A 21,196-nucleotide genomic window follows, 5' to 3' on the forward strand; every position below is an offset into this window, starting at 1 on the left:
AGCCTGCTCAGACATGGGACCTCGCCGTCCACAGCTCCGGGAAGACGTTCTTCCGAGCCCGCTTCTCCAGCCAGGCCACCCCGGCCGAGCCGCCCGTGCCGGACTTGGCGCCCATCGCGCGCCGGGTGGCGACCAGGTGGTCGTTGCGCCAGCGCCAGACCAGTTCGGCCACGTCGGTCAACGCCTCGCCGAGGCGGGTCAGTTCGGAGTTCTGGTCACCGGAGTAGATGTCCGTCCACACGGCCTCGACCGCGTCAGACGGCTCGTACCGCTGGGACACGTCGCGCGTCAGCACGCTCTGCGGGATCGGGCAGCCGCGCCGGGCGAGGAAGCGCAGCACCTCGTCGTAGAGGCTGGGCTCGTGCAGGGCCTTCTCCAGTTCCGCGTGGACACGCGGGGCGCCGCGATGCGGGACCAGCATGGACGCGGACTTCTCGGCGAGCAGGAACTCCATCCGGCGGTACATCGCGGACTGGAAGCCGGAGCCCTCGCCGAGGGCGCTGCGGTACGCGTTGAACTGGGCCGGCGTGAGCTGGCCGAGGGGCTTCCAGGAGGCGTTCAGGGCGTCCAGTTCCCGTACGGAACGCTTCAGGGCGTCGATCGCCACGCCGGGCCGGTCCTCGCGCAGCGCCCGCGCCGCGGTCTCCCATTCATGGACGATGACCGTGAACCACAGCTCCATCACCTGGGTCGTGACCAGGAAGACCATCTCTCCGGGGTCGTCGGAGAGGGTGTGCTGGAGGTGGGTGAGCACGTCCGCCTTGACGTAGTCCTCGTACGGCGTCGTGCCGGCGAAGTCGAGATTGGGAGTCTCGATCTCCTGAGGGTGGGACATTGCTGTCTCCTGTGTAACTCCGGGTAGCGGTCCGCCCTGCCGTTATCGACAAAGGGGCCCCGGTCCCCACCCGGCATCCTCAGGTATCTCCCCCCGCATCGCAAGGCCCGCCCGGGTCACATGGCGGGCCTCACGTGGGGCTGTCGCGCCCTAGCCCAGGGTCTGGGCCGCCGTCGGCGAGGAGTCCTTCAGGAACTGCGTGCAGCGCTCGTACTCCTCCTGCTCGCCGATGGAGCCGGCGGCGCGGGCGAGGGCGTGCAGGGCGCGCAGGAAGCCGCGGTTCGGCTCGTGCTCCCAGGGGACCGGGCCGTGGCCCTTCCAGCCGCTGCGGCGCAGGGTGTCCAGGCCGCGGTGGTAGCCCGTGCGGGCGTATGCGTACGACTCCACGACGCTGCCCCGCTCGAACGCCTCGTCGGCCAGCTGGGCCCAGGCCAGGGAGGAGGTGGGGTACTTCGCGGCGACGTCCGCGGGGGCCGTGCCGCCGGCGAGGAGCTCGCGCGGCTCCGGGTCGTCGGGGAGGTGGGTCGGGGGCGGGCCCCCGAGGAGGTTTTCGTGAATGGCCATGGGTTCAAGTGTGGGCCATAGCCCCGGGCCCCGCGCACAGCCTCTCGCCCCCGCCGCCCCTACCCGTCCCGTCCCTGGGGGCTGCGCCCCCAGACCCCCGCTTCGGCCCCGCGGGCCTCGTCCTCAAACGCCGGACGGACTGAAAACGCCTGGGGCGGGAGGGAATCGGCCCCCTTGAAGGAATCGCCCTCTTGATCGTCCCAGTAGGGTCGTCCCGTGAGTAACGAACACATCACGCTGACCGCGGGTGACGCGGAGGTGGACGTGCTGCCGGGGAACGGTGGGCGGGTCGGGGGGCTTCGGGTCGCGGGGCGGGAGTTGTTGCGGCAGGGGGAACGGTTCGGGTGTTTTCCGATGGTTCCCTGGTGTGGGCGGATTCGGGACGGGCGGTTCCTGGACGGGGCCGTCGTACGGCAGATGCCGCTGAACGCGCCGCCGCACGCCATCCACGGCACGGTGCGGGACGGTGTCTGGAAGGTCGCCCGGGCCGTCGGTGACGAGGCCGTCATCACGTACGACCTGGTCGAGCCGTGGCCCTACGCCGGCCGGGTCACGCAGGTCGTGCGGCTCACGGAGGACAGTCTCAGCCTCACCATGTCCGTCGAGACGTACGAGACGTCCTTTCCGGCGCAGATCGGCTGGCACCCCTGGTTCAACCGGAATCTCGGTGGGGAGGGGGCGCAGGACGTCCGGCTCGACTTCACGCCCGGTTGGCAGGAGGAGCGGGGGGAGGACCACCTCCCCACCGGCGAGCGGATCGAGCCGCTTCCCGGGCCCTGGGACGACTGTTTCGGGATGCCGGACGGGGTCGACGTCACGCTCACCTGGCCGGGGCAGTTGGAGCTCAAGGTGAGCAGCCGGGAGGAGTGGGTGGTCGTGTACGACGAGCAGGAGGCCGCCGTGTGCGTCGAGCCGCAGACCGGACCGCCCAACGGCCTGAACAGCCTGCCTCGCCTGGTCACACCCCTGGAGCCGCTGGAGGCCACGACCGTCTGGAGCTGGCGGCGCCTCTAAGCTGGGCGGCATGACTGACGTACGTGGCGAGCTGTTGCAGCAGATCAAGGACAAGGCCGTGGTGCACGGCAAGGTGACCCTGTCGTCGGGTCTGGAGGCCGATTACTACGTCGACCTTCGGCGTATCACCCTCGACGGGGAGGCCGCCCCGCTCGTCGGGCAGGTGCTGCTCGATCTGACGGCCGAGCTGGAGTTCGACGCGGTGGGCGGGCTCACCATGGGCGCCGACCCCGTCGCCGCCGCGATGCTGCACGCCGCCGCCGCGCGCGGGAAGCGGCTGGACGCCTTCGTGGTGCGCAAGGCCGCCAAGGCGCACGGGCTCCAGCGCCGGGTCGAGGGGCCGGACATCGCGGGGCGGCGGGTGCTCGTCGTCGAGGACACCTCCACCACCGGGGGTTCGCCGCTCGCCGCCGTCGAGGCCGTGCGCGAGGCGGGCGCCGAGGTCGTCGGCGTGGCGACGATCGTCGACCGGGCCACCGGCGCCGCCGAGAAGATCCAGGAGGGCGCGGGGGTGCCATACCTGTTCGCGTACTCCAAGGACGAGCTCGGGCTCGACTGAAGCAGGCGGGCTGGGAAGCGACAGGGCACTCCCCGTTCAAACGTCCTCAGCTCGGCACCCGGCTGACACGGCACGTCGACGACTTCGACGGGATCATCGCACGTGACCCCGGTCACGTTCGCGGGCATCTACACGTGCAAGGGCGAAGCCGTCGAGGACGACGACGGGACGGCAGCGGGTCTCGAAGCACTTCCTCACGGGGATGTCTGTCTGCGGCCGCTGTGGCAGTGCGCTCGGCTCCACCTCCGTCAGCCTGGCGATCATGAGCGGACAGATGAGCGGAAGAGGGGACTTTTGGGCGCTGTCACCTCTCCGAGGCAGGGGTAGCCTTAGCGGCGCATGCAGAAGGCCGAACAAGCCACGGCGCAGTGGCTCTCCAGGCCCGCGGATCCCGCACGAGAGGACTGTCGTCTTGGCTATCGCAACTCCTGAGGTCTACAACGAGATGCTCGACCGGGCGAAGGCAGGCAAGTTCGCCTACCCGGCCATCAACGTGACCTCCTCCCAGACCCTGCACGCGGCCCTGCGCGGCTTCGCGGAGGCGGAGAGCGACGGCATCATCCAGATCTCCACGGGTGGTGCGGAGTTCCTCGGCGGTCAGCACAGCAAGGACATGGTCACCGGCGCGGTCGCCCTGGCCGAGTTCGCGCACATCGTCGCCAAGAAGTACGACATCACCGTCGCCCTGCACACGGACCACTGCCCGAAGGACAAGCTCGACGGGTATGTGCGGCCCCTGCTCGCCGTGTCCGAGGAGCGGGTCGCGCGCGGTGAGAACCCCCTCTTCCAGTCGCACATGTGGGACGGCTCGGCCGAGACCCTCGCCGACAACCTCTCCATCGCGCAGGAGCTGCTGGAGCGCGCCCGCGCGGCGAAGATCATCCTTGAGGTCGAGATCACCCCGACCGGTGGCGAGGAGGACGGCGTCTCGCACGAGATCAACGACTCGCTGTACACGACCGTCGACGACGCCTTCCGCACCGTCGAGGCCCTCGGCCTCGGCGAGAAGGGCCGCTACCTGCTGGCCGCCTCCTTCGGCAACGTCCACGGCGTCTACAAGCCGGGCAACGTCGTGCTCCGCCCCGAGCTGCTGAAGGAGCTGAACGAGGGCGTCGCCGCCAAGTACGGCAAGGCGTCCCCGTTCGACTTCGTCTTCCACGGCGGCTCCGGCTCCACCGCCGAGGAGATCGCGACCGCGCTGGACAACGGCGTCGTCAAGATGAACATCGACACCGACACCCAGTACGCCTTCACGCGTCCGGTGGCGGCCCACATGTTCCAGAACTACGACGGTGTCCTCAAGGTCGACGGCGAGGTCGGCAACAAGAAGACCTACGACCCGCGGACCTGGGGCAAGCTCGCCGAGGCGAGCATGGCCGCGCGTGTGACGGAGGCCTGCGGCCACCTGCGTTCCACGGGTACGAAGATCAAGTAGTTCTCCGGGTCTCTCCCGGGACCTGTCGGGGACTTCCGAGCCCGGCGCCTGCCCACGGCGCCGGGCTCGTTGTATACCTGGGTCATGCCCGACGTCCGGCTGGCCTCATCGCAGGGCAGATGGATCCTGCTCACCACCGTCCTCGGTTCCAGCATGGCGATGCTGGACTCGACCGTCGTCAACGTCGCCCTCCCGCGTATCGGCGAGGACCTGGACGCCGACCTCGCGGCGCTCCAGTGGACGGTCAACGCGTACATGCTCACGCTGGCCGGGCTGATCCTGCTCGGCGGTTCGCTGGGGGACCGGTACGGGCGGCGTCGGATCTTCGTGGTGGGCGTGGTGTGGTTCGCCGTGGCCTCACTGCTGTGCGGGATCGCCCCGAACGCCGGGGTCCTCATCGCGGCCAGGGCGCTCCAGGGCATCGGCGGGGCGCTCCTCACGCCGGGCTCGCTGGCGCTGATCCAGGCGTCCTTCCACCCCGACGACCGGGCGCGGGCCGTCGGCCTGTGGTCGGGTTTCGGAGGCATCGGCGCCGCGGTCGGCCCGTTCCTGGGCGGCTGGCTGGTGGACGGGCCCGGCTGGCGCTGGGTGTTCCTGCTCAACGTCCCGGTGGCGCTGGTCTGCGTGCCGGTCGCCGTACGGCACGTCCCGGAGTCGGGGGACGGCCGCGCCCACGCCGCCCGCTTCGACGTGCTCGGCGCTGCCCTCGGCGCGCTGTCCCTGGCCCTGGTGACCTACGCGCTGATCGAGGCCCGGTCGGGCTCGCTGGTCGTGGCCCTCACCGCGGTGGGGGGTGTGGCGGCCGGGGTCGCCTTCGTGTACGTCGAGCGCCACCGTCCGGACCCGATGATGCCGCTGGACATCTTCAGGTCCCGCCAGTTCACGGCGGTCAACCTCGTCACCCTCTGCGTCTACGCGGCCTTCGGCGGCTTCTTCTTCCTCGCCGCCCTCCAGCTCCAGGTCGTCGTCGGCTACACCGCGCTCGGCGCCGGTACGGCCCTGCTGCCGACCACCGCCCTGATGCTGCTGTTCTCGGCCCGCTCGGGTGCCCTCGCCGACCGGATCGGTCCCCGGATCCCGCTGACGGTGGGGCCCCTGCTGTGTGCGGCCGGAATGCTGCTGATGCTGCGGGTCGGCCCGGACGCCTCGTACCTCCTCGACGTCCTTCCCGCCCTGCTCGTCCTCGGGCTCGGCATGGTCACCCTGGTGGCTCCTCTGACAGCCACCGTCCTGGCCTCCGTCGACACCGCCCGTGCGGGGCTGGCCAGCGGTGTCAACAACGCGGCGGCGCGGGCTGCGGGGCTGGTCGCGGTGGCCGCGCTGCCGTTGCTCGCCGGGATGGGGGAGGAGGCGTATCGCTCGCCGGCCGCCTTCGACGACTCGTTCGGGCAGGCGATGGTGTGGTGTGCGGGGACCCTCGTGATCGGCGCCGTGGTCGCCTTCGCGACGGTACGTCCCCTCCCGCCGGACTGCCGCAAGCCGGAGTGCCTCCACCACGGGTCGGTCACGGCGCCGCCGTTGGAGGGGGTGCGGAGCAGGGGGCGGTTGACGGTTGAGGGCGACGGGCCCGGATGACCAGTTTCCTCGCCCCCGCCGCCCCTACCCGTCCCATCCTTCTGGGGCTCCGCCCCAGACCCCGCTCCTCAAACGCCGGAGGGGCTGGGTTGTTCAGCCCGTCCGGCGTTTGAGGACGAGGCCCGAAGGGCCGATGGCGGGGGTCTGGGGGCGCAGCCCCCAGGGACGGGACGGGTAGGGGCGGCGGGGGCGAGAATCTCACCGCCGCCGCCGCAGCACCCGACTCACCACGATCGCCGAGGCCAACACCACCGCGGCCGCCGGCGCGGCCCACCGCAACGTCGAACTCGGCACAACCGTCTGCGGCGCGGGAACCGGCGCATACCGCCCCCGCGGCGGCGCATGGTCCACTTCCTCCGCACTCCGCCCGATCATCGTCCGCCGAGCATGAGCCGCCTCGGCAACGGGAGGCTCACCGTCAGCGGCATCCACAGGCACCGCCGCATCCTCCGCATCCGGCGTCGTCTCGAAGTCACTGGTGACCCGAGTCTCGAACTCCCCCGGCGCCAAGCCCTGGTCAGCGGTCTCGTCGACAGCCTCCTCGGCAGTCCCGTCGGCAGGACTCCCGTCCTCGGCGTCAACGTCCCGCCCCTGATCCGCCACAACCCCCAACTGCTCCCCGAACCGGTTCAGCAGCCGCCCCACAGCCGCCGAGACCGCGTCGGCCGAGAACTCCGCGACCCTCCCGTCCGCGGAGGCCGCCCCCTCGAACCGCACCGTGGCCCCCGAGCCCCCCTCGGCCTCCCGCACCCACACCGTGAGCGCGAGCTTCACCGACCCGGTACCGCGCGCCTCGGTCGCGTCGCCCTCGACGGCGTACGACCCGTCCTCCCGCGCGGACACCCGAGCGGTGCCCCGATAGGTGATGGTGTGACCACCGACCCGCACCTTCAGCCGCCCGGCGACGGGCTCGGCACCGGCGTCCTGCTGGAGCCCGGGGACGGCCCGGGCGACCCGTACGGGATCGGCCAGCACCTCCCTGAGCCGCTCGGCCGCAACCGGAACGAACACCTCATGCTCCATGAGGCCCGAGCCTACCCAGCATGGCGAGAAGCGCACCCGAACATCCGGGGATTCTCACCGGGCACCGTCCCCGCGGGCGTATGCTCCCGGCCCCGACCGCCGACCCCGCTGGCCCGCATCCCGCATCCCGCTACCCGGAGTACCGCGGGTGCACGAGCGTCGATGCCGCGAGCCCCCCGACCCGTGTCCCCTCCGCCGCCCGCGCACCCGCCGCCAACCCCGCCCGCGTCAGCGTCCCCAACCGCGGCGCCCCCTCCCCCGCACCGAGCCGCAGCGCCGGCCGCTCTCCCCGGCTCGCCAGGATGAACCCCCAGTCGTCCGGCGGCCGCGTCGGCCCCGCCGAGCGGTCGGGCCCCGCCGTGAAGACGCCCCCGCCGGTGCCGGTGCCTCTGACGCTGTACCGGGCGGTTCGCAGGCCCGCGGCGCACAGGGTCGTGTCGACGGTCCAGAAGACGCGGGGCCGGGAGGAGACCGGCCCCGCGTGCACGGCGAGGCGGCCGGTCGGGGTCAGGGCGCGGCGGGCGAGGCCGTAGAACTCCTGCGAGTACAGCTTGGTGCTGGCCGTGATGCCCGGGTCGGGCAGATCGGAGAGGACGACGTCGTACGTCGCCCGCGGTGCCGCGCGCAGCCACTGGAAGGCGTCGCCCGTCATGACGTGGACGCGGTAGTCGTCGTAGGCGTGGCCGTTGAGGGCGGACAGGGGAGGGTCCCGGCGGGCGAGGCGCACCACCTCGGGGTCGACCTCGACGACGTCGACGCGGTGCACCCCGGGGTGGCGCAAGACCTCGCGCAGCGCCAGTCCGTCGCCGCCGCCGAGGATCAGGACACGGGTGTGCTCGCCGCTCATCGCGGGGTGGACCAGCGCCTCGTGGTAGCGGCGTTCGTCGCGGCCGCTGACCCGTAGGCGGCCGTCGAGGAAGAGGTCGAGGGGGCGGCCGTGGGTGCCGCCGGTGATGACGACCTCCTGGAGGTCCGTCTGGAGCGCCACGCGTACGTCCCTGCCGTACACGGCCTGCCGGGCCGCGCGCTCGAAGTCGTCGACGAGGACGGCGGCCGAGGCGAGGACGCCGAGGACGGTGATGTTGGCGATCACCAGGAGCCAGCGGGCGCGGCGGGTGAGGTCGCGCCGGAACAGGCCGAGGACGAGCGCGCCCCCGGCGACCGCGTTGACGGCGCCGGTGATCAGGGCCGAGGTCAACTGGCCCAGCAGGGGCAGGAGCAGGAAGGGGAAGGCGAGGCCGCCGACGAGGGCGCCGACGTAGTCCGCGGCGAACAGGTCGGCCACCGCGCCGCCCGCGTCCTGGCGCCGGATGCGCTGGATCAGCTCCATCAGCAGCGGGATCTCGGCGCCGATCAGCAGGCCGATGGTGAGGGAGAAGGCGACCAGGAGACAGCGGGGGCCGTTGGCCCACAGGCCGCCCCAGTCGCCGGTCCAGGCGAAGACGGCGTACAGGGCGAGCGCGCTGCATCCGCCGACCAGCGCGAGTACGGCTTCGATGGCGCCGAATCCGGCCGCCGCGTAGGGGCGCAGCCGCTTGGCGACGAGGGAGCCGATGCCCATCGCGAAGACCATGACGGACAGCACGACGGAGGCCTGGGTGACCGAGTCGCCGATCAAGTACGCGGCCAGGGCGACGAGTTCGAGTTCGTAGACGAGTCCGCAGGCGGCGCAGACGAAGACGCCCGCGAGGACCAGGAACCGTCCCGTGCCCGGCCGGACCGGGAGCCGCGCGGGGCCGGCCCAGGGTGGCGGGGCACCGGGCGGGGCGGGCGCGTGCGGTTCGATCACGTTGCCGACGGTACGTTACGCCTGCGGCACGCTGGGTCACCCACACGTGTGGTGTTGCCGCGGGGGACGTTTGCGTCAGGACCGCAGAGATCCCGCCCGGCGCCGTGGCCCGGCCGCGACCGCGCGTACTCCCACCCTGGTCCGCGTGGCCACCAACTGCCCGTCCTGCGGGTAGGCGTGCCAGGTCCGCCAGTGCACCTGTCCCTCGTGGTGCTGGGCGAGCATCGCGGTGAAGGCGTGCGGGCTGCCGGGGAAGACTCCGGCGAGGCCGTGCGGGTGGTCGGCGACGAGGGCCAGCAACTCCTGTGCGCGTCCCGCGAACTGACCGGGCGACAGCATCTCCACGCGGGCCGCGAACTCGTACTCCCAGTCGCCCACCCGCTTGGCCACCCCGAGCGGCAGCGGCGTGCTGCTGCCGGGCATACAGGCCACCGTCTCCGAACAGATGCCGCGCTCCTCCTCCAGGAGCACCTGGTGGGACGCGCCGAGCAGTCTCAACTGGAGCTTCGTGCCGGTCAGTTCGAGGTCGAGCGTGGCCAGCGAGGGCAGCGGTTCCCGCCCCAGGGCCCAGGCGAGGTCGGCCGCGCGCGTGTCGGTATAGGCGGTGTTCAGGGTCGTGAGCATGGGTCGGCTCCGCAAGCACGCAAAGAAAGGAGGAAGGTGTCGGGCTCCGGCGGCGGACCCGGCCGACACCGGGAGGGACGGCCCGGTCAGCCCGGTCGGCCGGTCAGAAGGGGTGTCCGCGGGACTCCGAGGGGCTGCGTTGGTGAATTTCACTGAATCATGAACTGTGGCGCCGCCACAGCGTTTTTACCCAAGTTCGTAGGCTTTCCATCCCTCAGAGGGCTTATCAGCTCAACTGTTCAACTCCGGCGTGCGCCGGGGCGCACAAAGCGGGGCCGGTCCCAGGTACCGGCCCCGCTCCGTCCGGATGCGGTTCCCCCTGCTCGGGGAGCTCAGCTGCCCCGTGTCAGCTGCCTCCGCCACCGCATCCGCCCCCGCCCCCGCCCCCGCCCCCGCAGGACGACCCGCCTCCGCAGGACGAGCTGCTCCCGCAGGACGAGCCACCCGAGCCGCTGTCTCCCCCGCCGGCCCACCAGCTGCCGTCGGCGGCGGCTCCCCCGCTGTCGTACGAGTGCGCCCGGCCGCGGTGCGAGCGGTGGGCCGGACCTCCGCTGCGGCGCGCGACGGACACGACGATCACGACGAACAAAACTGCGACCAGCGCCCCCACGATGACTGTGGCCATGGCGTCAGCCTCCTTCCGTTCCCCCGAAGCGGCCCGAGGCGTCCCCCCGTGGGCGCCTCCCGCTCGGTGCGTGGCAGTCAGATGCCCGCCCGTCTCAAGGCCCAAAGCAGAGTTGAGGAACTCCAGAGCTTGGGCGCAGGATGACCGGCATGACCTCCACCTCCCGCCCCCTGCTCAACCGCCGTCTCGCCGAGTTCGGGACGACGATCTTCGCCGAGATGTCCGCGCTGGCCCTGAGCACCGGCTCCATCAACCTGGGGCAGGGCTTCCCCGACACCGACGGGCCCCAGGAGGTCCGTGAGGCGGCCGTGCGGGCGCTGCGGGACGGGCGCGGCAACCAGTACCCGCCGGGGCCCGGCGTCCCCGAGCTGCGTGCCGCGATCGCCGCGCACCAGGAGCGGCGCTACGGGCTGGCGTACGACGTCGACACCGAGGTCCTGGTCACCGCGGGTGCCACCGAGGCCATCGCGGCGACCCTGCTGGCGCTGCTGGAGCCGGGCGACGAGGTCATCGCCCTCGAGCCGTACTACGACTCCTACGCGGCCTGCATCGCCATGGCGGGCGGCACGCGCGTGCCGGTCACACTGCGTCCGCACGAGGGGAGCTTCCGGCTGGACCTCGACGAGCTGCGCGACGCCGTCACCGACCGCACCCGGCTGCTGCTGATCAACACCCCGCACAACCCGACCGGCACCGTCCTCACCCGTGCGGAGCTGGCCGCGATCGCCGAGCTGGCCGTCGAGCGGGATCTGCTGGTCGTGACCGACGAGGTGTACGAGCACCTGGTCTTCGACGACGCCGAGCATCTGCCGCTGGCCGGCTTCCCGGGGATGCGGGAGCGGACGGTGACGATCGGGTCGGCGGGCAAGACGTTCTCGTTCACCGGCTGGAAGGTCGGCTGGGTGACCGCGGCGTCCGGCCTGGTCACGGCGGTGCGGTCGGCGAAGCAGTTCCTGACGTACGTCTCGTCGGGGCCGTTCCAGTACGCGGTCGCCGAGGCGCTCGCCCTGCCCGACAGCTACTTCACGGCCTTCCGGAAGGACATGCTGGCCAAGCGTGACCTGCTGGCGGCGGGTCTGACGGAGGCGGGCTTCGAGGTCTTCCGGTCCGCGGGCACCTACTTCATCACCACCGACATCCGTCCCCTCGGCGAGAGCGACGGTTTCGCCTTCTGCCGTGCGCTGCCGGAGCGGGCCGGGGTGGTCGCCATCCCCAACGCGGTCTTCTACGACCACCGGGACGCGGGGGCGCCGTTCGTACGGTTCGCGTTCTGCAAGCGGACGGAGGTCCTTCAGGAGGCGGTGAAGCGGCTCAAGTCCCTGGCGGGCTGAGCCCGCGGACAGGACAGGGCCGTTTGTCCACAGGCTGTGGACAAACGGCCCTGTCCGGTCGCGGCTGGTGCGCCGCCCTACTCGTCGTCTTCCTCGGGCTTGTCCGCCTCGTTGATCTCCTGCTCCAGACCGAGCTGCTCGACGAGCCACTTGTCGAACTCGATGGCGGCCCGCACCCAGCTGACCGTCGACGAGACGAAGTGCTCCAGGCTCACGCCGGTGCCGATCAGCATCTGCGCCTCGCCGATCAGGCGGACGGTGCCGTCGTCGTGCGTGTGGCTGTAGACCTTGGGCCACAGGGTCCGGCGGTTCCAGTCGTCGATCGACTCCAGAAGCAGGGGCTTCTCGTCGATCTTGTGGGGCCGGTCGTAGAACGTCCGCACCGAGAAGACCTGCTGGTCGCCCTCGCCGCGGAACATGAAGTACGTACGGAACTGCTCCCACGGCGCCGCGAGGTCACCCTCGTCGTCGACGACGTACTTCAGCTCCATCTGGTCCAGGAGCTGCTTCACGAGGTCCTGATCCGGGACGACGGGGCCGGCCGGCTGTTGCGGCTGCGGCTGCTGGCCCCCGAAGTTCGGAATCGAGGACGGGTCGATGGTCACCGTGATTTTCCCTTCGTACGGATTCAGTCATCCTCCCCCATGCGGGGTGGGGGGTGGCAACCCCCGTCGGCCCTGTCAGCCCTGGGCTGACACGATCCGGTCACCTGCGGATGACGGTGCCATGACCGGCGCGCGGCAGGATCGCGACATGCGGATGAGAAGAGAACTGCGGTGGCTGCTGTGGGGCCTGTGGCTGGTGTGCCTGGGGGTCGCCATCTGGTTCGTCGTGGTCGTGATCACGCTGTGGGCGGACGCGACGCCGCTCGACCAGCTCCAGAACTGACACCGGCCCGCCCGCTCAACGCCGGGTACCCCGGATCACAGCGTCTTCCCGCTCGCCGGCCCCACGATCAGACCGTCCCCGAACGCGTCCACCCGGACCGTGTCGCCGTCCTTGACCTCGCCGGAGAGGATCTCCTTGGCCAGCCGGTCGCCGATGGCGGTCTGGACGAGGCGGCGCAGGGGGCGGGCGCCGTAGGCCGGGTCGTTGCCCTCGTCCGCGAGCCAGGCCAGGGCCTCGTCGGTGACCTCCAGGGTGAGACGCCGCTCCGCGAGGCGCCCCGCGAGCCGGTCGATCTGGAGCCGGGCGATCCGGCTGAGCTCGTCCTTGCTGAGGGCCGAGAAGACGACCAGGTCGTCGAGCCGGTTGAGGAACTCCGGCTTGAAGGAGGTGCGGACCACCTCCAGCACCTGTTCCTTCTTCTCCGCCTCGCTCGTGACCGGGTCGACCAGGAACTGGCTGCCCAGGTTGGACGTCAGCACCAGGATGGCGTTGCGGAAGTCGACGGTACGGCCCTGACCGTCCGTCAGCCGCCCGTCGTCCAGCACCTGGAGCAGGATGTCGAAGACCTCGGGGTGCGCCTTCTCCACCTCGTCGAGGAGCACCACGCTGTACGGCCGCCTGCGCACGGCTTCCGTCAGCTGGCCGCCCTCCTCGTAGCCGACATATCCGGGGGGCGCGCCGACCAGCCGGGCCACGGTGTGCTTCTCGCCGTACTCGGACATGTCGATGCGGACCATCGCCCGCTCGTCGTCGAAGAGGAAGTCGGCGAGGGCCTTGGCGAGTTCGGTCTTGCCGACGCCGGTCGGGCCGAGGAAGAGGAAGGAGCCGGTCGGGCGGTCCGGGTCGGCGATGCCGGCGCGGGTGCGGCGTACGGCGTCGGACACGGCCTGCACCGCCTCCGTCTGGCCGATCAGCCGCCTGCCCAGCTCGTCCTCCATGCGCAGCAGCTTCTGCGTCTCGCCCTCCAGCAGGCGTCCCGCGGGGATGCCGGTCCAGGCGGCGACGGTGTCGGCGATGTCGTCGGAGCCGACCTCCTCCTTGACCATGGTGTCCTTGGCGGCCTCCTCCTCGGCCTGCGAGGCGGCCTCCAGGTCGCGCTCCAGGGTGGGGATCTCGCCGTAGAGCAGCTTGCTGGCGGTGTCGAAGTCGCCGTCGCGCTGGGCGCGTTCGGCCTGGCCGCGCACCTCGTCGAGCCGTTCCTTCAGCTCACCGACGCGGTTGAGGGACTCCTTCTCCTTCTCCCAGCGGGCGGTCAGGCCCCGCAGCTCCTCCTCCTTGTCGGCGAGGTCGCGGCGCAGCTTCTCCAGGCGCTCGCGGGAGGCCGGGTCGGTCTCCTTGCCGATGGCCAGCTCCTCCATCTTCAGCCGGTCGACCGACCGCTGGAGTTCGTCGATCTCGACGGGGGAGGAGTCGATCTCCATCCGAAGGCGGGAGGCGGCCTCGTCGACGAGGTCGATGGCCTTGTCGGGCAGGAACCGGGAGGTGATGTACCGGTCGGAGAGGGTGGCGGCGGCCACCAGCGCGCTGTCGGCGATCTGCACCTTGTGGTGGGCCTCGTAACGCCCCTTGAGCCCGCGGAGGATGGCGATGGTGTCCTCCACCGTGGGCTCGGCGACGAGGACCTGCTGGAAGCGCCGCTCCAGGGCGGGGTCCTTCTCGATCCGCTCGCGGTACTCGTCGAGGGTGGTGGCGCCGACCATGCGCAGCTCGCCGCGCGCGAGCATCGGCTTGAGCATGTTCCCGGCGTCCATGGCGGAATCACCGCCGGCCCCGGCCCCGACCACGGTGTGCAGCTCGTCGATGAAGGTGATGATCTGCCCGTCGGAGTCCTTGATCTCCGCGAGCACGGTCTTCAGCCGCTCCTCGAACTCACCCCGGTACTTGGCGCCGGCGACCATGGCGCCCAGGTCGAGTGCGACGAGCCGCTTGTCCTTGAGGGACTCGGGCACGTCCCCCTTGACGATCCGCTGCGCCAGCCCTTCCACGACGGCGGTCTTGCCCACGCCGGGCTCGCCGATGAGGACGGGATTGTTCTTGGTACGGCGGCTGAGCACCTGCACGACCCGCCGGATCTCCTGGTCCCGCCCGATGACAGGGTCGAGTCGCCCTTCCCGGGCGGCGGCGGTGAGGTCCGTCCCGAACTTCTCCAGCGCCTTGTACTGCCCCTCGGGGTCGGCGGTGGTCACCCGGCGTGCGCCGCGCGCCTTCTGGAAGGCCTCCAGCAGCTTCTTCGGGGTGGCCCCCTGCTGGGCAAGCACCTCTCCGGCGCGTCCGCCCTTGGCGGCGGTGCCGATGAGCAGGTGCTCGGTGGAGAGGTATTCGTCCCCGAGCTCCTTGGCCCGCGCCTGGGCGTCCGCGATCACCGCGAGCAGCTCGCGGTTGGGCTGCGGGGGCGCGACGGTGGACCCGGTCACGCTGGGCAGCGCGGCGAGTGCCTTCTCGGCACCGGCCCGGATGGAGGCCTGGTCGGCGTCGACGGCGGCCAGCAGATCGATGACGTTCTCGTTGTCCTGCCCCTGGAGCAGAGCGAGGAGCAGATGGGCGGGGGTGAGGTCCGCGTGGCCCTCGGTCAGGGCCCGGTTGCTGGCCGCGTTGATCGCGTCCCGGCTCCTGTTGGTCAGCTCGGCGTCCACGTGTCCGTTCTCCTCCTGGCGTCAGCCTCTCCCAGTACTGACTGAGTCAGCGTACACAAAGTTGAGCCTATTCCGCTCAAGTTCTGTTACAGGGTAGTCCTGGGAGACGTACGGCGGCTAGGTTCCGGGTCATGGCCACACACCCCCAGGACCCGGGCGCACCGGACGCGCCGTACCTCACCTTCTGGCAGGAGAAGCACGTCTGCACCCTGACCACCCTGCGCCCGGACGGCACCCCGCACGTCGTACCCGTCGGAGTCACATACGACCCCGAGGCCCGACTGGCTCGCGTGATCACGAGCAAGTCGAGCGCGAAGGTACGCCATGTACTGGCCGCCGGCCCCGACGGGGCACGGGTCGCGGTCTGTCAGATGGAGGGGCGACGCTGGGCGACCCTGGAGGGCCGCGCCACCATCCGGACCGAGCCGGAGCAGGTCGCGGACGCGGAACGACGGTACGCGGAGAGGTACGGGCGGACACCGAGACCGAATCCCGAGCGGGTGGTCATCGAGATCGCGCTGACTCGGGCTATGGGGCGGGGGTGACGTGGAGGGGGAAGGCGACGTCGAGGGGGACGCGGCCGGATCCGGGGCAACCGCCCCCCGAACGGCCGAATACCGGGCGACCGGTTTTGGCCACTGCCGCAACGGGGGGATACGGGGAAATGTCCGCGCAAAACTGCAGCGGCGTCACCGTGTTCAGGTCACGGTGACGCCGCTGCGGGGGGAAGCGCCTGAGCGATCTGTTACGACGGGGGAATCGCGTCAGGCACTGCGGGGGGTGGCTGAGACTGTCCTTGGGGCCGGGGCCTCCGGTTCCACCAGGCGATGGTCGCGCTGATCGAGGTTGACGAAGATCATTCCGTACCGGATGGCACACCGAACCGGCTGCGGCGCCCCCCGAGGCCGCCGCAGACACCGGTACGCCCGGACGTCCTCGTCGTCGTCCCGCGTGACGACGACCGGCTCGCCGAACACGGTCACCATCAGTGAGTCACCGGGGTGGGGGATCGCGGTGACCAGGTCGATGAAGTGCCAGCCCGAGCGGTAGGCGGTGGCCATTTCCCTACGGAAGGAGCGGTCGTCGGGTGGGGTGGTCATGCCGACTCCTGCTCGCCACTGCTCTCCACGGCGATGGCCGGCCAGGAACTGTCCCCGGCGATCGTGACAGTCTCGGCCCGGGTGGGCCAGCTGCTGTCCGCTCGCGAGTCGCTCTTCGTTTCCGAGAGGCCACTCAGCGCTCCCAGGGCCATAACGGTGGAGAAGGCGGCGACAAGAATCGAGCGAAGCATTCTGTTCCGCATAGTCGGCTTCGTCCTCACTTGAAGGTCCCCTCTTCCCCCGTCGAGTAAGACGATGGCTCATTCGGGCACTTCATGGCCACACGATCGGTGCATCATGTTCCTGCATGTTCAGGACCCTGGGGGGTGGAGATTTGCCAGCGAATCAGACTAAAGCGACACATCCCCATGCGTTGGCCGAGATGTGCGCCGAAGGTAGCCGTCTCTATGCGAACGCGCTGCGCAACGGGCGCATCGCACGCACCGACGTGGAGTCCGCGCCATGCCTGACGGAGTTCGCTCTGCTCTACCCCGATCCTGACGACGCGAACTGGCTGCGTCCCGTTCCGGCGTCGGTCGCCCTGGCCCAGCGGCTCAATCCCATCGAACGGGAGATCTCCGAGCGCAGGCGGCTGTCCGTCGAGCTGGCCGACGCGCTCCAGCCATTCATGGACCTCAGCGCTCAGGTGACGGGAAGCACGCACTCCATCACCGTGCTGGAGGGCGGCGAGCGCATCAACGCCGCCCTCAATCTGGCCACGGCCCAGTGCCAGGTCGAAATGCTCACCATCCAGCCGAGCAACCGCATCTCGGAGCACAGCCTCCTGCAGGGTCTGGAGCGGGACCGGCCCCTGATCGAACGCGGCGTTCGCATACGGACCCTCTACCAGCACACCGTGCGGCACAACCCGGGCAAACTTGCCTATGTCGCCCAGCTCTCCGACGGCAAGGTGGAGTACCGGACCATCGACGAGCTGGTCGAGCGCCTCATCATCTGCGACGAGTCGGTCGCCTTCATCCCCACCCGCGACGACCAGCAGGTGGCCCTGGAGCTGCGCCACCCCGGCCTCATCCGCTACCTCATCAAGGTCTTCGAGTTCATGTGGAGCCGCGCGGTGCCACTGACCGAGCACGCGCCCTACGAAACCGCGCCCGACGGCATCACGGAGATCCAGCACTCCATCGCGAAGCTCCTCGTGGAAGGGCACGTGGACGAGGCGATAGCGCGCCGCCTCGGGATGAACGTACGCACGTGCCGGGCCCACATCGCCAAACTCGCGACGGCCCTGGGCAGCGGCAGCCGGGCCCAGCTCGGCTACCTCATCGCGGAGTCAGGAATCCTGAAACAGGGAACGGCCGACCAGTGAGTGGGCAGCCGCATCGGGAGCACGACCCGCAGGATCTGTGCCCCGCGGGAGCTGCCCTCTACGAACAGGCTCTGCGCGAGGGCCGGATCCGCTCCGAGGACACCGTGGCCGCCCCTTGTCTCGTCGACCTCGGCCTGCTGCGCCCCGCTCCCGACGACCTGAGCCTGCTGGAGCCGGTTCCACCGGCGGCCGCTCTGTACGAGGTGCTGCGCGCCTCCGAGAGGCGTGTCGCGAGCGAATGGCGGCGCAAAGAGCGGCTGACCGAGACGCTCGCCGAGTTGATACGGGTGGAGGGGTCTCGTACGGCGGTCGGGGAATCGCCGGCGATCACGGTGCTCAGCGGTATGGAGCGCATCAACCAGGTCATCACCGGGATGATGGCCGACGCGACGCGGGAGGTGCTCTCCGTCCAACCCCGCACCGCCGACAACAGCTCACGCGGCAAGGCGGAGGCCGTTGCCCTGGAGCGCGATCAGGCACTGCTGGACCGGGGCGGGCGCATCCGTGCGCTCTACCAGCACACCCAGCGCCACTCACCCCTGGTCATAGCCAGATACGAGCAGCTGAGAGGCGATGCCGAGGCCCGCACCCTCGATGAGGTGACCGGTCGGATGATCATCGTCGACCGTACCGTCGCCTTCATACCGGCGAACCCGGACCGCACGATGGCGCTGGAACTGCGACAGCCGGCCCTCGTGGACCACCTCGCCACGACCTTTGACCGCCTCTGGCGCCTGGCCACCCCCATGTATCCCGAGGCGGCCGGGCGACGTCCGTCCCAGCAGGGCATCACCACCCGCCAGCGCGCCATCGCCGGCCTCCTCGTCGAAGGCCACACCGACGCCGTCATAGCCGACCGTCTCGGCATGAACGTCCGCACCGTCCGCGTCCACATCGCCAAACTCGCCGCCGCCCTCGGCAGCGAAAGCCGCGCTCAACTGGGCTACCTCATCGGGCGGTCCGGGATCCTTGATCAGGCAGGCTGAGTGACGGCTGCTGTGCGACGTCCGCAGTCCGCGGTGGCCTGTCCAGTCCCGCCTGCGCGATACGGACGCCCAGTTGCGTACGGCTCGCCGCACCCAGCGTCTCCGAGAGCCGGGCGATGTGGGCTCGGCAGGTGCGGACGCTTATGCCGAGCCGCTCCGCGATCACCGCGTCCTGGTGTCCCTCCGCCAACAGCGCGGCGATGGACTGCTCACGGTGGGAGATGCCTTCGATACCGGTGTCGGGGAGGGGAGCCGTGAGCGGGATCGCGAGGCGCCAGAAGCGTTCGAACACCGTCAACAAGTAGTGGACCAGTGCCGGGTGCCGCAGTTCCAGCGCCATCGTGCGGTCGGAGTTCGCGGGGACGAAGGCGACGGTACGGTCGAAGACGATCAGCCGGTCGATCACCTCGTCCAGCGTGCGCGCCTCCACCGAATCACCCATCAGCTCCAGGTAGTTGAGCAGGCCTTGGCCGTGGCGTGCCACATGCGTGTACAGGTCGCGCATCCGCACACCGCGTCCGCGCAGTTCGAGGGCCCGGTGCAGGCCCTCCGTCAGTTCGTGCTCCGGGCGGATGCCGCCGGGCTGCACGGTCAGCACCTCCGTGGTGCACGCCTGAGTCGCCTCGTCCAGCGCTGCCTGGATGCGGGCGGAGCCGTCCAGCACACGGATCGCCGCGCTCTCCGTGCCGGCCGCCGTCGGCAGCGCGCCGAGCCCCGCGTACCACTCGAACGCCGCCACCGCCGACCCCATCCGCCGCTGGCTCGCGCTGACCTCGTCGTACACGCCGCGCAGCAGCCGGGTCATGACCTCCTGCGGGGACGTCGGGACCAGCCAGTCCATGTCGTCGGGGTCGGGGTGCAGCAGTGCCAGCTCCAGCAGACAGGGCACCGGCTCGGCGTCGCGGCGCGGCACCCGGCCCCGCCGTACGGCCCGGGAGTACACGCGGTCCCCGGCCTCGCACAGCCGGTCGGCGCCGTGGGGATGTTCCTGAGTTCCGTGCCCGGCCATCGCCCATCCACCCCCGGTTCCTGCCTCTTCGCCGGCTCACTCACCTCCGGAGCGCGGTGCCGACATCACTGCGGGACACCTCTGCCGGGCGGGGCCCAAGGGCCTCTCCGGCGGATCATGCCGGACAGGCCCTGGTCGACGGGCCCACCGTGCCGGACCCGTCGTCCTACGGTTCGTTCGCGCTTCCGCAGCGCAACTATGCGCGGACAGGCCGTGCTCCGCAACACGGCTCACCCGGGGACGGGAGCCGTTAACCACCGTTGTGCCCCGCTATTTCCGGGCCTCCGCCAACTGACTTGCAACAAGCTGATGGTGCCGGGCCGGGGTCGGCCGTCCGCCCGGAAACGGTGGTCGCACGGGCGTGACGTGGCACGTCGCGGAGCAAGGTCACACTCGCGAACGCGGCTGGACCGGGCCCCTGGGCCGGTGATGGCGCGAGGGAACGCACTCGCAAAGCGCGGGGCATGCCGACACCCCCCGCGCCGAGTCGGCCGGGGGGTGATCGGTGAGCGCCGGGCGGCCCGGCGGGTGCGCTACTTGCTGAGGCCGATCTGCGAGCACGCCGCCTTGTACTTGGTCGTACAGATCTCCGACAGCTTGTAGATCCCGTCGGCGACGACGGTCTGCTTGATGTTCTTCTGGGTCAGCGCGACCACCGGGACCAGCAGGGCCCGGATGCCCTTGTCGGTCGGGCTGTCGACCTGGTCCTGGGTGAGGGAGTCGAACTGGATGTCGTGGCCCTGGACCTTGGCCACGGCCATCTCCGCGGCGCTCTCGGCCTCCTGCGGGTAGGACTTGTACACGCTCATGTACTGCTCGCCGGCCACGATCCGCTGGACCGCGTCGAGTTCGGCGTCCTGCCCGGTGATCGGCGGCAGTTCGGTGACACCCGCGGCCTCCAGGGCCCTGATGATGCCGCCGGCCATGCCGTCGTTGGCGGAGTAGACGCCCTTGATGTTGTTGACGCCGATGTCCTTGATGGCCTGGGCCATGTTGGCCTCGGCGTTCTCCGGCTTCCAGTCCTTGGTGTCGTAGGACTTGGCGATGCCGACCGTGCCCTTGAGCTCGGAGAGCGCGCCCGCCTTGAACTGCTTGGCGTTCGGGTCGGTGGGCGAGCCGTTCATCATCACGATCTTGTCGGACGAGTCGACGCCGGAGCCGCCCATGGCCTCCAGCAGAGTGCGGCCCTGGACCTCGCCGACCAGTTCGTTGTCGAAGGAGACGTACGCGTCGATCGGGCCCTCGGCCAGACGGTCGTAGGCGATGACCGGAATCCCGGCGTCCTTGGCCTTCTTCACGCCGGGGGCGATGGCGTGCGCGTCGACGGCGTCCAGCAGGATCACGTCGACCTGGTCGTTGATCATCTGCTGGAGCTGGCTCGCCTGCTTCGTGGCGTCCGCGTCGGCGTTCTTGTATACGACCCGGCCCTGCTTGTCGGTGAGCTCCAGGACCTTGTTGCGGATGATGGGGAAGTCGAACTTGTCGTAGCGCGTGTTCGCCGTCTCCGGCAGCAGCAGCCCCACGGTGATGTCGTCGCCCTTGGTCGGACTCGCCTCGCTGGTGTCCCCAGTGACGCCCAGTGCCCCGCACGCGGCCAGCGAGAGGGTCATCGTCGACGCGGCGGCCACCGCGGTGGCGGTACGGCGCAGGGGGCGCAAGGGACGCATACAGGAGCTCACTTCTGGTGCCTTCGGAACACGGGCGCGCCATTGCGCCCAGATGTCTGAAAAGACAACGCGCCGACAGCCCCCACCGTCAAGCGGAACTACTTAACGAGTGCGCAACACCACGCTCCGCTTCGATGTGAAGACATGACGGAACGTCTCCAAACACCCACTACACCCCCTCCACCAAAAATCGATCAAGGAACTGGTTGAGA

The 21,196-nt window shown here is 70.5% G+C and carries 20 protein-coding genes; 9 read left to right on the forward strand and 11 right to left on the reverse strand.

Features of this window, described 5'->3' with window-relative positions; all coding sequences use genetic code 11:
* Positions 1-7: 7 nt before the first annotated feature.
* Together ACZ4UU_RS10055 and ACZ4UU_RS10060 are read right to left on the reverse strand one after the other, a co-directional pair.
* Entirely contained in the window at positions 8-835 is an 828-nt protein-coding gene (locus tag ACZ4UU_RS10055; protein WP_468038271.1) for a tryptophan 2,3-dioxygenase family protein, read from the reverse strand.
* Between the two features lie 150 nt (positions 836-985).
* Entirely contained in the window at positions 986-1,399 is a 414-nt protein-coding gene (locus ACZ4UU_RS10060) for a DUF3151 domain-containing protein (protein WP_468038273.1), read from the reverse strand.
* Between the two features lie 216 nt (positions 1,400-1,615).
* Between ACZ4UU_RS10060 and ACZ4UU_RS10065 the strand changes: the two genes are divergently transcribed.
* From ACZ4UU_RS10065 to ACZ4UU_RS10080, 4 genes are all read left to right on the forward strand, one after another.
* Positions 1,616-2,413 carry an aldose epimerase family protein gene (locus tag ACZ4UU_RS10065; RefSeq protein ID WP_468038275.1) on the forward strand — a complete coding sequence of 266 codons (798 nt, stop codon included), beginning with the start codon at positions 1,616-1,618 and terminating at the stop codon, positions 2,411-2,413.
* Between the two features lie 10 nt (positions 2,414-2,423).
* Positions 2,424-2,972 carry an orotate phosphoribosyltransferase gene (gene pyrE, locus ACZ4UU_RS10070; RefSeq protein ID WP_468038277.1) on the forward strand — a complete coding sequence of 183 codons (549 nt, stop codon included), beginning with the start codon at positions 2,424-2,426 and terminating at the stop codon, positions 2,970-2,972.
* Between the two features lie 412 nt (positions 2,973-3,384).
* On the forward strand, positions 3,385-4,407 hold the full coding sequence (gene fbaA / locus ACZ4UU_RS10075) for a class II fructose-bisphosphate aldolase (protein ID WP_468038279.1): 1,023 nt from the start codon (positions 3,385-3,387) through the stop codon (positions 4,405-4,407).
* Positions 4,408-4,491: 84 nt separating this feature from the next.
* Positions 4,492-5,982: an MFS transporter gene (locus ACZ4UU_RS10080; protein ID WP_468038281.1), complete on the forward strand. Its 1,491-nt coding sequence runs from the start codon at positions 4,492-4,494 to the stop codon at positions 5,980-5,982.
* A gap of 198 nt (positions 5,983-6,180) precedes the next feature.
* Here ACZ4UU_RS10080 and ACZ4UU_RS10085 read toward each other — a convergent pair whose 3' ends face one another.
* From ACZ4UU_RS10085 to ACZ4UU_RS10100, 4 genes are all read right to left on the reverse strand, one after another.
* On the reverse strand, positions 6,181-7,005 hold the full coding sequence (locus tag ACZ4UU_RS10085; RefSeq protein WP_468038283.1) for an SRPBCC domain-containing protein: 825 nt from the start codon (positions 7,003-7,005) through the stop codon (positions 6,181-6,183).
* 130 nt (positions 7,006-7,135) lie between these two features.
* Positions 7,136-8,794, reverse strand: a complete 1,659-nt coding sequence (locus tag ACZ4UU_RS10090) for a polyamine aminopropyltransferase (RefSeq protein WP_468038285.1) — start codon at positions 8,792-8,794, stop codon at positions 7,136-7,138.
* A gap of 75 nt (positions 8,795-8,869) precedes the next feature.
* Complete coding sequence (locus ACZ4UU_RS10095) at positions 8,870-9,418, reverse strand: DUF2617 family protein (RefSeq protein WP_468038287.1); 549 nt, start codon at positions 9,416-9,418, stop codon at positions 8,870-8,872.
* 346 nt (positions 9,419-9,764) lie between these two features.
* Entirely contained in the window at positions 9,765-10,043 is a 279-nt protein-coding gene (locus ACZ4UU_RS10100) for a hypothetical protein (RefSeq protein ID WP_468038289.1), read from the reverse strand.
* A 140-nt stretch (positions 10,044-10,183) separates the two neighbouring features.
* Here ACZ4UU_RS10100 and ACZ4UU_RS10105 point away from each other — a divergent pair, with 140 nt between their 5' ends.
* On the forward strand, positions 10,184-11,374 hold the full coding sequence (locus ACZ4UU_RS10105; protein ID WP_468038291.1) for a pyridoxal phosphate-dependent aminotransferase: 1,191 nt from the start codon (positions 10,184-10,186) through the stop codon (positions 11,372-11,374).
* A gap of 77 nt (positions 11,375-11,451) precedes the next feature.
* Here the strand turns inward: ACZ4UU_RS10105 and ACZ4UU_RS10110 are convergent, their stop codons facing one another.
* Positions 11,452-11,979 carry a YbjN domain-containing protein gene (locus tag ACZ4UU_RS10110; RefSeq protein ID WP_062723971.1) on the reverse strand — a complete coding sequence of 176 codons (528 nt, stop codon included), beginning with the start codon at positions 11,977-11,979 and terminating at the stop codon, positions 11,452-11,454.
* 148 nt (positions 11,980-12,127) lie between these two features.
* Here ACZ4UU_RS10110 and ACZ4UU_RS10115 point away from each other — a divergent pair, with 148 nt between their 5' ends.
* Entirely contained in the window at positions 12,128-12,262 is a 135-nt protein-coding gene (locus ACZ4UU_RS10115; protein WP_468038293.1) for a hypothetical protein, read from the forward strand.
* Positions 12,263-12,297: 35 nt separating this feature from the next.
* Here the strand turns inward: ACZ4UU_RS10115 and clpB are convergent, their stop codons facing one another.
* Positions 12,298-14,895 (reverse strand): ATP-dependent chaperone ClpB, encoded by a 2,598-nt coding sequence (gene clpB, locus ACZ4UU_RS10120; protein WP_468038295.1) that lies wholly within the window; start codon positions 14,893-14,895, stop codon positions 12,298-12,300.
* Positions 14,896-15,026: 131 nt separating this feature from the next.
* Here clpB and ACZ4UU_RS10125 point away from each other — a divergent pair, with 131 nt between their 5' ends.
* Entirely contained in the window at positions 15,027-15,440 is a 414-nt protein-coding gene (locus ACZ4UU_RS10125) for a pyridoxamine 5'-phosphate oxidase family protein (protein ID WP_234764987.1), read from the forward strand.
* 219 nt (positions 15,441-15,659) lie between these two features.
* Here ACZ4UU_RS10125 and ACZ4UU_RS10130 read toward each other — a convergent pair whose 3' ends face one another.
* A complete protein-coding gene (locus ACZ4UU_RS10130) occupies positions 15,660-15,995 on the reverse strand; it encodes a hypothetical protein (RefSeq protein WP_383456390.1) in 336 nt (111 codons plus the stop codon).
* A gap of 307 nt (positions 15,996-16,302) precedes the next feature.
* On the opposite strand from ACZ4UU_RS10130, the gene ACZ4UU_RS10135 reads away from it, so the two are divergent.
* Both ACZ4UU_RS10135 and ACZ4UU_RS10140 read left to right on the forward strand, forming a co-directional pair.
* Positions 16,303-17,322 carry a helix-turn-helix transcriptional regulator gene (locus tag ACZ4UU_RS10135; RefSeq protein WP_468038298.1) on the forward strand — a complete coding sequence of 340 codons (1,020 nt, stop codon included), beginning with the start codon at positions 16,303-16,305 and terminating at the stop codon, positions 17,320-17,322.
* On the forward strand, positions 17,319-18,308 hold the full coding sequence (locus tag ACZ4UU_RS10140; RefSeq protein ID WP_468038300.1) for a LuxR C-terminal-related transcriptional regulator: 990 nt from the start codon (positions 17,319-17,321) through the stop codon (positions 18,306-18,308). Before ACZ4UU_RS10135 ends, ACZ4UU_RS10140 begins: the two co-directional genes overlap by 4 nt.
* Here ACZ4UU_RS10140 and ACZ4UU_RS10145 read toward each other — a convergent pair.
* Both ACZ4UU_RS10145 and ACZ4UU_RS10150 read right to left on the reverse strand, forming a co-directional pair.
* Positions 18,271-19,317: a helix-turn-helix transcriptional regulator gene (locus ACZ4UU_RS10145; protein ID WP_468038302.1), complete on the reverse strand. Its 1,047-nt coding sequence runs from the start codon at positions 19,315-19,317 to the stop codon at positions 18,271-18,273. The genes ACZ4UU_RS10140 and ACZ4UU_RS10145 overlap by 38 nt on opposite strands.
* 533 nt (positions 19,318-19,850) lie before the next feature.
* On the reverse strand, positions 19,851-20,984 hold the full coding sequence (locus ACZ4UU_RS10150) for a sugar ABC transporter substrate-binding protein (RefSeq protein WP_468038304.1): 1,134 nt from the start codon (positions 20,982-20,984) through the stop codon (positions 19,851-19,853).
* Positions 20,985-21,196: the final 212 nt, after the last annotated feature.

This window comes from Streptomyces sp. NPDC028907, assembly GCF_055564995.1.

What these genes read in the sequence shown, in the direction of transcription:
- ACZ4UU_RS10125 (WP_234764987.1), top strand. Translation starts at nt 15,027, where the DNA reads ATGGCCACACACCCCCAGGACCCGGGCGCACCGGACGCGCCGTACCTC.
- ACZ4UU_RS10080 (WP_468038281.1), top strand. Translation starts at nt 4,492, where the DNA reads ATGCCCGACGTCCGGCTGGCCTCATCGCAGGGCAGATGGATCCTGCTC.
- ACZ4UU_RS10130 (WP_383456390.1), bottom strand. Translation starts at nt 15,995, where the DNA reads ATGACCACCCCACCCGACGACCGCTCCTTCCGTAGGGAAATGGCCACC.
- ACZ4UU_RS10105 (WP_468038291.1), top strand. Translation starts at nt 10,184, where the DNA reads ATGACCGGCATGACCTCCACCTCCCGCCCCCTGCTCAACCGCCGTCTC.
- ACZ4UU_RS10115 (WP_468038293.1), top strand. Translation starts at nt 12,128, where the DNA reads ATGCGGATGAGAAGAGAACTGCGGTGGCTGCTGTGGGGCCTGTGGCTG.
- ACZ4UU_RS10145 (WP_468038302.1), bottom strand. Translation starts at nt 19,317, where the DNA reads ATGGCCGGGCACGGAACTCAGGAACATCCCCACGGCGCCGACCGGCTG.
- ACZ4UU_RS10085 (WP_468038283.1), bottom strand. Translation starts at nt 7,005, where the DNA reads ATGGAGCATGAGGTGTTCGTTCCGGTTGCGGCCGAGCGGCTCAGGGAG.
- ACZ4UU_RS10095 (WP_468038287.1), bottom strand. Translation starts at nt 9,418, where the DNA reads ATGCTCACGACCCTGAACACCGCCTATACCGACACGCGCGCGGCCGAC.
- pyrE (WP_468038277.1), top strand. Translation starts at nt 2,424, where the DNA reads ATGACTGACGTACGTGGCGAGCTGTTGCAGCAGATCAAGGACAAGGCC.
- ACZ4UU_RS10150 (WP_468038304.1), bottom strand. Translation starts at nt 20,984, where the DNA reads ATGCGTCCCTTGCGCCCCCTGCGCCGTACCGCCACCGCGGTGGCCGCC.
- ACZ4UU_RS10055 (WP_468038271.1), bottom strand. Translation starts at nt 835, where the DNA reads ATGTCCCACCCTCAGGAGATCGAGACTCCCAATCTCGACTTCGCCGGC.
- ACZ4UU_RS10060 (WP_468038273.1), bottom strand. Translation starts at nt 1,399, where the DNA reads ATGGCCATTCACGAAAACCTCCTCGGGGGCCCGCCCCCGACCCACCTC.
- ACZ4UU_RS10135 (WP_468038298.1), top strand. Translation starts at nt 16,303, where the DNA reads ATGTTCAGGACCCTGGGGGGTGGAGATTTGCCAGCGAATCAGACTAAA.
- ACZ4UU_RS10100 (WP_468038289.1), bottom strand. Translation starts at nt 10,043, where the DNA reads ATGGCCACAGTCATCGTGGGGGCGCTGGTCGCAGTTTTGTTCGTCGTG.